12 protein-coding genes and 1 riboswitch are annotated in these 9,435 nt (G+C 45.4%); of the genes, 3 read left to right on the top strand and 9 right to left on the bottom strand.

The features are described from left to right. Together ABY436_RS17215 and ABY436_RS17220 are read right to left on the bottom strand one after the other, a co-directional pair. Positions 1-395: TonB-dependent receptor plug domain-containing protein (locus ABY436_RS17215; RefSeq protein ID WP_372740162.1), on the bottom strand; the 395-nt coding region annotated here is incomplete at its 3' end. A 164-nt stretch (positions 396-559) separates the two neighbouring features. Next, positions 560-792: riboswitch (cobalamin riboswitch) on the bottom strand. A 168-nt stretch (positions 793-960) separates the two neighbouring features. Next, positions 961-2,604 carry a fatty acid--CoA ligase gene (locus ABY436_RS17220; protein WP_372740163.1) on the bottom strand — a complete coding sequence of 548 codons (1,644 nt, stop codon included), beginning with the start codon at positions 2,602-2,604 and terminating at the stop codon, positions 961-963. A gap of 344 nt (positions 2,605-2,948) precedes the next feature. On the opposite strand from ABY436_RS17220, the gene ABY436_RS17225 reads away from it, so the two are divergent. Both ABY436_RS17225 and ABY436_RS17230 read left to right on the top strand, forming a co-directional pair. Continuing rightward, positions 2,949-3,131 carry a hypothetical protein gene (locus ABY436_RS17225; RefSeq protein ID WP_372740164.1) on the top strand — a complete coding sequence of 61 codons (183 nt, stop codon included), beginning with the start codon at positions 2,949-2,951 and terminating at the stop codon, positions 3,129-3,131. 99 nt (positions 3,132-3,230) lie between these two features. Then, the gene (locus ABY436_RS17230; RefSeq protein ID WP_372740165.1) at positions 3,231-3,572 is read left to right on the top strand and encodes a DOPA 4,5-dioxygenase family protein; all 342 of its coding nucleotides are present in this window, start codon (positions 3,231-3,233) and stop codon (positions 3,570-3,572) included. A 140-nt stretch (positions 3,573-3,712) separates the two neighbouring features. On the opposite strand, the gene ABY436_RS17235 is transcribed toward ABY436_RS17230, so the two are convergent. Next, on the bottom strand, positions 3,713-4,090 hold the full coding sequence (locus tag ABY436_RS17235; protein WP_372740166.1) for a hypothetical protein: 378 nt from the start codon (positions 4,088-4,090) through the stop codon (positions 3,713-3,715). Positions 4,091-4,352: 262 nt separating this feature from the next. On the opposite strand from ABY436_RS17235, the gene ABY436_RS17240 reads away from it, so the two are divergent. Then, a complete protein-coding gene (locus ABY436_RS17240; protein ID WP_372740167.1) occupies positions 4,353-4,898 on the top strand; it encodes a thioredoxin family protein in 546 nt (181 codons plus the stop codon). A gap of 77 nt (positions 4,899-4,975) precedes the next feature. Here ABY436_RS17240 and ABY436_RS17245 read toward each other — a convergent pair whose 3' ends face one another. The 6 genes from ABY436_RS17245 to sufD all read right to left on the bottom strand — a co-directional run. Further along, on the bottom strand, positions 4,976-5,596 hold the full coding sequence (locus ABY436_RS17245; protein WP_372740168.1) for a MarC family protein: 621 nt from the start codon (positions 5,594-5,596) through the stop codon (positions 4,976-4,978). A gap of 251 nt (positions 5,597-5,847) precedes the next feature. Continuing rightward, positions 5,848-6,129 (bottom strand): hypothetical protein, encoded by a 282-nt coding sequence (locus ABY436_RS17250; RefSeq protein WP_372740169.1) that lies wholly within the window; start codon positions 6,127-6,129, stop codon positions 5,848-5,850. A gap of 94 nt (positions 6,130-6,223) precedes the next feature. Further along, the gene (locus tag ABY436_RS17255; protein ID WP_372740170.1) at positions 6,224-6,670 is read right to left on the bottom strand and encodes a SufE family protein; all 447 of its coding nucleotides are present in this window, start codon (positions 6,668-6,670) and stop codon (positions 6,224-6,226) included. Between the two features lie 35 nt (positions 6,671-6,705). After that, positions 6,706-7,242: a putative Fe-S cluster assembly protein SufT gene (gene sufT / locus ABY436_RS17260; RefSeq protein ID WP_372740171.1), complete on the bottom strand. Its 537-nt coding sequence runs from the start codon at positions 7,240-7,242 to the stop codon at positions 6,706-6,708. A gap of 47 nt (positions 7,243-7,289) precedes the next feature. Further along, positions 7,290-8,564, bottom strand: a complete 1,275-nt coding sequence (locus ABY436_RS17265; RefSeq protein WP_372740172.1) for an aminotransferase class V-fold PLP-dependent enzyme — start codon at positions 8,562-8,564, stop codon at positions 7,290-7,292. Then, positions 8,557-9,435 (bottom strand): Fe-S cluster assembly protein SufD (sufD, locus tag ABY436_RS17270; RefSeq protein WP_372740173.1); only part of this gene is annotated, 879 nt, incomplete at its 5' end. The genes sufD and ABY436_RS17265, both read right to left, overlap by 8 nt.

Consider the following 9,435-nt stretch of genomic DNA (forward strand, 5'->3'; position numbering starts at 1 on the left):
CGCACAATTTCAATACGCTCGACCTGGCTCAGGTTAAGATCCTCAACACTGACCTGTCCTAATGTTGCCGAGCCGACACGTATACCATCGATCAGTATCAACAGGTCTTTAGTGGATGTGCCACGCAGATAAATGCTACTCGCTTTGCCGATACCTCCACTGTTGGTGATCATCACGCCAGGCGTCTTTTGCAATATATCAGCCACAGTAATTGCCTGTGAACGTTCAATCTCTTTACGCGTGATCAAGGTGACCGAAGCCAGTGTTTCGTCAACGGATTGAGCTGTTCGGGAAGCGGTAACCACTACTTCATTGAGGAGGGTTGGTTGCGCAGCTGCAACCAAAGAGGAATAACAGCACGCCGCTGCCAGAACGGTGTTGGGAAGTTTTTTCATGGGTCAGATTGTGTCCTGTACGTGCCCGCCGCACGCCGATTAAATTAACGGCAATAACGAGCACGAATGAACAGAAACACGACAACCGCAAAACATGAACCAGCCAATGAACCAGAACAAAAACTACAGGAATGTGCTGCCGTTGCATTAGCCCTCCGCTATGCCGACTGAGTAGTGTCTGAGGCCGGTCTCCGGACTTTCGAGTGGACTATCATCCCAACATTACGCCTTCCCATGTATCACACAGTGGCGTTGTAATGTCTTAACTCGATTACCGTTGCGGGGGCAGTGTTGGCTTTGCCTGTTAAAAAATGCATGCTAAAAAATAACAGTACGCACCAACTTCCCGTTTAAAATCCTGCTTTACAACAGGATTACCAAAAACTGAGTGCATTCTAGGGAGATGAACCGGTGGGGTCAACATCAAAGGTCATGAATAAAATTAACGATTAATCACATTCTATTCATCTATGATTTTTATCAAGACTGATAAAAAACAAGCGCGTAAAACGCGCCTGTAATCTTTTTTTGGAATCCTGTGGATGTAATTAAAAAGTATAGGTGATTAATCGTCTACCTGATCACGAATCAACTTTTTGTTAACCTTACCCACACTGGTTTTAGGAATCTCGGTCACCATACTGATCCGCTCAGGAATCGCCCATTTAGCAATCTGGCCACTTTCCACATATTGCTGTAGATGCTGCTTGATACCTGCCGCATCAACCGAATGCCCTTCTGCTGCGACAATCATCGCAAAAGGACGCTCACCCCAGCGCTCATCCGGCACACCGACAACCGCCACTTGATTGACTGCCTCGTTCTGGCTGATGAGGTTTTCAAGTTCCAGAGAGGATATCCACTCGCCGCCTGTTTTTATCACATCTTTAATACGGTCTTTAATTTCAAGCGTGCCATCAACGGAGATAGAAGCCACATCACCGGTATGAAGCCAACCATTAGCCCACAGCTCATCCCCCTTCTCTGGTTCTTTGTAATAACCTTGTGTTAGCCACGGAGCGCGTACCACCACCTCGCCCATCGCCTCACCGTCATGCTGAACATAATTACCAGCGGGATCAACAATCCGAATATCCACCAAGCCGGCAGGCACGCCGGCTTTAATACGATAGGGCATCTGCTCACTCATCGGCAGATTAAGTTCATCGCTATGCAGATAGGTAGCCGTCACTATCGGGCACGTCTCAGACATACCGTACGCCGTGAAGAAAAGAATACCGCGTTCGGCCATATGGTTAGCCATACCCAACGTCGGTGCACTACCGCCTGTCAGCATTTTCCAACCACTTAAGTCAGTGGTTTTCGCCGCCTCGCAGTCCAGAATCATTTGCAGCACGGTTGGCACACCATGCGAGAAAGTCACCTTCTCTTTAGCAAATAATTCAACCAACTTATTCGGCTCATACCGGCCAGGGTACACCTGCTTAATACCCATCATCGTTGCCACGTAAGGTATACCCCATGCATGCACATGGAACATAGGCGTCATTGGCATATAGACATCATCTGAGCGCAACATTGGCTGGCCCTCATAACACCCGGCCGTTGCTGCCGTATTCAATGTATGCAACACCAACTGCCGGTGCGAGAAATAAACGCCTTTAGGATTGCCTGTAGTACCGGTGGTATAAAAAGTGGTGGCAATTGAGTTCTCATCAAAGTCCGGAAAATCATACTGGTCAGAGGCATTGGCCAGTAAGCCCTCGTACTCGCCTAGTGTAGATAAACTTGTTTCAGCTGGCGTAGTGTTATCAGATAACTGCACATAACCCCGCACACTTGGGATTTTCTCACCAAACTGCTCAGCAAGAACTAAAAAGTCATCATGCACCAACACATAATTATCTTCCGCATGGTGCATTGTGTAGATGATCTGATCGATACTCAAACGCACATTCACATGATGCAGCACAGCACCAATCATAGGCACGGCAAAATAAGCTTCCAGATAACGGTGGCTGTCCCAATCCATCACCGCCACTGTATCACCTGCTTTAACCCCCGCCTCTGTTAATACATTGGCTAACTTACAGATACGTTTATTGAGCGTTTTGTAGTCGTAACGTAAAACATCGCTGTAAACAATTTCACGATTGGGTTCATAACGCTGGCCAGAAAGCAGCAAGCTTTTGATAAGCAAAGGATATTGATGTGCATTAGGCGAGGGCGTGATTATTTTTGTATTCATTTTGCAAACCTGTTGTTTTTTTTGTGCTTTATGAAACGACCTGATGAACCAACCTCGGGGCGCTGAACAAAGAATAAGTAGATACACCTATCCTAGCTATCTTGTAACTATCATCTCAATAACAAAAAAGGTCAACCAGGTAACAAATTTATTCAGGCAGCATGAAATAAGCGAAGATAAACACGGGGTAGCTAACAGCGATAAGTTATAAGTTATCAGCAGAGATCCAACTACGGATCGATAGATGAATTTTTCTAACCTATGGGTAGAAAAATAGTCATTTGTTAAGGGTACGATTAAAGTCTAGTATCCATCTACATTAAAACATCGTATGGAGTTCCCCCATGAACACATCTATCAATAAAACAGATTTAACCGACAACGATCTACAAGCAATCATTAAACGAGCCAAAAAAGCGCGGGCTCTTTACGTTAAAAAGATGCATTCAGCCGCATACAAAAAGCTAATTGACCTGCTATCAGCAGAACTACCTAAATTCATCCCAAGCCCACTGGCTCACTCTTAAGAGCGCCAGTCCGCTATCCTTCTGATTACGCATTAAACAAACAAGGCAAACGTTTTAATTTATGATTAACTATAATCATCAGTAGCCTCTGGAGTGATTATGGCAAACCAATCTGCAACTATTTCTGCTTATCACGCCCATGTTTATTTTGATGCCGGCAGCCTCAATCAGGCAGTATCCCTGTGCGAAAATGCACGGAATAACCTACCGGTAGCCATGGGCAGGGTTCACCAAAAACGAGTAGGACCGCATCCCGAATGGAGCTGCCAGCTCTCTTTCAGCGCAGACCAAATTGGTGAAGTATTACCCTGGCTGATCCTCAACCGTAACGGACTGAGCGTTTTTCTCCATCCTGTCACCGGTAATGATCTGGATGATCACACAAAGTATATTACGTGGCTTGGCGACAGCAAACCTCTGAATACTAAAATGTTTTTATAGAACATATATTGCGGTTTAAGGCGCTCGTTTTTTTAGCATAAACAGTGACGTACCGGGCAAAGCCGACGCTGAATATTGTAAGATTGGCCGCTACTGCGGCCAATCTTTTACCTACTAATCCTTAAGAAGACGTCCAACCATTAAGGCGGAGGCGACAGGGGTGGTGGCAGAACGGCTGCCGGATCTACCGGAATTTTGCGCCCTGTGTTTGCATCATAGGGGAAACCGGCCGGAATAATATGCACTCCCGTTGGGCAGCTAATCAGTGCAGCCAAACCAAGAATCATGCCCTCACTTGCAGCCCCATAGCCACCCACAGAGATAGCTTTACAGCCAACAGTCTGTGTTCTATTGATGGCTAATTGAAGTTCTTGGGCAGCATCAGTACCTGTAGATGAAGATTCACCAATGATAACGAAGCTCTTGGTTGGAGCGGTAGAAACAGGATTGTGCTGGCATCCCGTAATGAAGATAGCCGCAGCTATGAGTGACGCAACGCCTACTGATCTCGTATTCATAATTACCTCCATAGATAATATGATGATACTTATCGCATCGTTATGTGATTATGAACTCACTAATCTAACTTACCTCTTTTTGCCCCTCCTTTCTCACTTTCTTTTTTGCAGTTCTTTTTCGCAGCGCCTTTTGATTTGACAGGCGTAAACTCACCGGGCAGCGCCCGCCCCCCAAAAAACGATTAAGTAAAGGTGACAGTATGCAGGATTATCGTATACTGAATCTCACCGGGAACCGGACTAAATACAACAGGAGCGCCACATGCTGCTTGATACTCCCCTCTGTGATTTCGGCTGGCAAGCTGTAGATTTCACATTAAAAGACCCTGGCGGACGCGCTTATGAGATGAAAGAGTATCTTGGTGAAAAGGGCCTCCTTATCGCCTTTATCTGCAATCATTGCCCATATGTACAAGCGATAGCAGAGCGACTCGCACAAGACACCAGTGAACTCATGGCCGAAGGCATTAATGTGTTAGCGGTAATGTCCAATGACTACCGCCATGTACCGGCAGACAGCCCTGAAAACATGCTGCGCTTTGCCAAAAAACATGGTTTTGCATTTCCTTACCTGATTGATGAAGACCAAGCGGTTGGCAAAGCCTATGGTGCCGTTTGCACACCCGACTTTTTTGGCTTTAATAAAGACGGTGGCTTGCAGTATCGCGGCAGGCTCGACAATGCCAACATGAAAAACACCACTGAGCGTGATAAAGAGCTTGTTAATGCCATGCGCCAAATAGCTGCCACAGGAAAAGGGCCCGATCAACAAACGCCATCGATGGGCTGTTCCATTAAGTGGAATTAACTTTATGATTGTCCGCTGACGCGTCCGGCGTTAGTTGTTAAGCCGTGGTTAGTTGAGGAGTCTCATATCTGGTCTGTTTATGAGGGCAGAAATTTATAATACTCACCAAGGCCAGCGAGTATGTTGGTGGTAGCAACAGACGTAAGAATCAACCCCATGACCCGGCTGATAACACTCGCACCACTAGTACCGACCAGTTTGTTAATAAAACCAGCCAGTAGCATGAGTACGTAAGCTAAAAGCAGAACGGATAACATCACTAATGCTGTTTGTAATTGTTCCAAAATAGTATATACAGAGTTTTTTGTTAATAGCACTGCCGCTAACATCGCCCCGGGGCTTGCAATTGAGGGTACAGCAAGTGGAAAAATAGCGGTTTCCCGATGGGAGTTTTGTAATAGTTTTATCTCTTCATCGGGCTTACTATCACCAAATATCATATTTAGGGCGAATAGAAACAACACTATTCCGCCAGATATCTGAAATGCGGGAAGCGGAATTGACAATGCATTTAATAATAGCTCGCCACCCACCATAAAAAATAACAACACAAATGCCGAAACAATCGTTGCCAGCAAAGCAACACGGCGTTTTGTTTTCTGATCGTATTTATCGGTTACCGCGATGAATACCGGCACTGTACCAATCGGATCAATAACTGCAAAAAAAGTAATAAAAACAGCTATGTAATCTATCATTTAGTATTTATTCCATCATGAGGTGAGCGTGAATTCGCCGTTTATGAGCAGACTAAATCAATGCTGTAAAGTTCACTATTGTTCATCATTTAGAAGCGCTTTAGCTTTCCCACAGAAAGTCGACCCAGCGCAAAAACATTCCAGATTATAACGGAAATGGTCAATATCCAGGCCGGCCTGATTTCTTCCGGATCAGATGCATGAGTGCTCACAATCACTGAGTGGTAATTTCAAGCCGGAAAAGCAAAGTGCTAAAGAACAGAAACGCCTGCAATTTCTATGACCGAATTGACATTGGCACGCTCAATAATTTTGAGCAAGGCAGATTGAATAACCTCATCTTCCCGGGTGTCCGTTTCGCTCCTGAAGCGCTGTTCCTGGACTTCTTCGTCCTCACCCTGAGCAAACTGAATAACCACTTCTGTTGCACAATCTACACTTTTACCAAAGTACGATAATGTGATTTGAGGATAGCCTTTAAAGCCTTTCTTGACCTGTTTCGCAATTCGTTTTTTAGCTTTATCAAGATTCATACAAAATCCTAGTATCCATTGAGACTCAGAAAAATATAACACTTTGGTGTGCCACACACTGCCACAGGCCTTCCAATGGCATCAGATACATCTCTCAGCTCACCTTTTTTGTCGCTTGATATGCACATGCTATATCCTGTATTCGTTTCACCATAGAAACCAGCCCGTTACTCCGTGAGGGGCTCAGATGTTGTAGCAGGTTGAGTCTGGAAAAGTATTCCCGGATATTAAAATCACCAATATATTGGTAGGTCTTATCATGATAGGCCGCGAGTACAATTGCCAGCAAACCTTTAACAATAAATGCATCACTATCAGCGTTTAATTGTAATCGTCCATGATGGTAACAATACTCAATCCATACTTGGCTTTGACACCCGGCAACAAGCTTATCATCCGTTTTACATTCAGAGGGCATCCCCGGCAATTCTTTACCCAACTCAATGATGTACTTGTATCTATCTTCCCAGTCATCAAAGAATGCTAAAGTGCCTATGATGTCATCAGTACTAATTTTTGTTCCAAAAGGATGTGTTTTCATTTCGTCACCTTTATCTAAACGATCAATGTAGCCGGCTACCAGACTAAACCCGTTTCCAAGAGTGCTTCCTCTGACATCCTTTCCCGACTCCAGGGAGGATCAAAGACCAACCCGACTCTGACCTTTTTCACATGAGGCACTTGGGAAACACGATATTCAACATCCCCCATTAATATAGGTCCCATACCACAACCAGGCGCAGTGAGTGTCATCTGAATACTTACCTCACCAATTTCATCGTTGATATCCAAAGCATAAATCAGGCCTAGCCTTACCAGATCCACAGGTATTTCGGGGTCATAAATCGTTTGTAATGCTTCCCACACCTGCTCTTTACTGATGAGTCCATCTAGCGGTGGTTCGAAATATAGCTGTACCGGCTCCTTGCCGATAGCCGCTGCATCGGTACCGTCAATGCGGACCATATTCCCGTTATAGACAACCGTGTAATTCCCTCCAAGTGCCTGGGTCACCGTTAAAAAAGTGTTTGCCGGGATAATAAGAGGATCCCCCACAGGCACTAACCGGCCCGGGCAGTCCATTACAGTGGTTACGATTTGTCTGTCAGACATAATCCTATCCTCCTCAATTGTAGAATTAAGTTTTCATTTCAAAATAGTTAAGAAGGCCGCTGACATAATAAATTTCTCGCTTTTACCAGCCCCTCAACAAACTGATCAATCTCATCAAACGTGTTATAGAAAGCAAATGATGCTCTGATAGTTCCCGGGATGTTTAAGCGATCCATCAGTGGCTGTGCGCAATGGTGCCCATCTCTGACAGCAATACCTTGCTGATTCAGAATCGTACCGACATCGCTTGGATGTACTCCTTCAAGTGTAAAGCTGAAAATACTGGCTGAATCTTTCGCCGTACCTACCCGGTTTATTCCCGGAATGTCGGCAACCTTTCTGACCGCGTATTCTAAGAGCTCTGCCTCGTACTGAGACATTGCCTTTCGATCTATCTTGCCAAGATAGTTAATAGCAGCACCCATGCCTATTGCCCCGGCTATATTGGGTGTGCCCGCTTCAAACTTATAGGGCAAATCGTTAAAACTAGTGTCACTAAAACTGACACGCTTAATCATTTCACCACCACTTTGGTATGGCGGCATTTTTTCAAGCAGTTCCCGCCTCCCCCACAGAACGCCAATCCCTGTCGGGCCATACATTTTATGGCCGGAGAAAGCATAAAAATCACAGTTTAAGGACTGAACATCAATGTCCCAGTGCGCCACCGCCTGTGCACCATCGATCAGGACTTTTGCACCAACGGAATGAGCTTTTTCAATAATCTGTTCAAGCGGATTGCGCGTTCCTAATGCATTAGAGGCATGCGCCAATGCCACCAGCTTAACCCTCTGATCTAATAGTAAGTCCAGATTCGTCAGATCTAACTCACCAGCGTCAGTCACTGGCAAGACAATAATTTCAGCGCCTTTCTCTTTGGCCAGTAACTGCCAGGGGACTATATTTGAGTGATGCTCCAGCTCAGTTAAAAGAATCCTGTCTCCCGCCTGTATGTTAGTTCGTCCCCACGTTGCTGCCACCAGATTGATCGCTTCTGTTGTGCCACGAACCCAAATAACCTCCTCCACAAAAGGGCTGTTGATAAATGCAGCAACATGACGGCGTGCCCTTTCAAAAGCATCAGTTGCCTGCGCACTTAAGGTATGAGCTGCACGATGTACATTGGCATTCATGCATCGATAATAATCATCCATCGCTTTTATAACTGACTCTGGCTTTTGCGTAGTGGCGGCATTATCAAAATAGATTAACGGCTTGCCGCCTACTTTGTGATCAAGAATAGGAAAATCCATGCGAAGTAATGTCACATCATAGTCATCAACAGCATTGGCTGGCATGCCGCTATTCATCACGTTATTCATCACAATTCACCTCCGAATAATGGCGTTGAAAATAGTGATTAATGATGGCTGTAATGTGCTCGGCGAATACTGGTTCAGGTACTTGCTCAAGCAACATCGCTACAAATCCATAACTGAGCAACGCTTTGGCTTTTGCCCTGCTAATGCCCCGGGTTTGCAGGTAGTGAATGGCCAGTTCATCAAGCTGGGCGACTGTGGCCCCATGGGCACATTGCACATCATCAGCGTATATTTCTAACTCCGGTTTCGTATCGACTTCCGCTGTATCACTGGTGAGAAGGTTTTTATTACTCAGCCTCGCTAATGTTTTCTGAGCACCCGCATGAATATGGATACGACCATTAAACACCGCTTTAGATCTGCCTCCGGCTATTCCTCTGAACACCTCGTTACTCGTACAGTCAGGCACAAAATGCTCTGTGCTTGTGTGATAATCCATATGCTGATCATTACACAGTAAATAAGCCCCAAACTGCTCCGAGTCAGCGCCCTCACCCAGCAGGTTTACCGCCACATCAACCCGTTTAAGTGCGCCACCTAGTGCCAGATGAAAGCTTTTAAGTTTTGCATTTTTATACAGGCCTGCATGGACAGCGCCAATATGCAGCGCATCTTCTTGCTCTTGATGAACTCTGAAATGCTGAAGGAAAGCCCCCTCTCTCAACAGCATTTCGGTTACATTGTTGGTAAAACTATTTTGCTTCGCATCATCAGATGTAAACGTTTCAAAAATCTGTGCTTTACTGCCGGGTTCCAGCTCAATCAGGACTCTTGATGCAACGGTATAGCTCTGAGGTTGCGGTGTTGTCAGCCAAACAATCTGAATCGGCTTGTCCAGTTCAACGTTTTTACTCACCCTGATATACATACC

This window comes from Neptunomonas sp., assembly GCF_041601355.1.
Lineage (GTDB): Bacteria > Pseudomonadota > Gammaproteobacteria > Pseudomonadales > Balneatricaceae > Neptunomonas.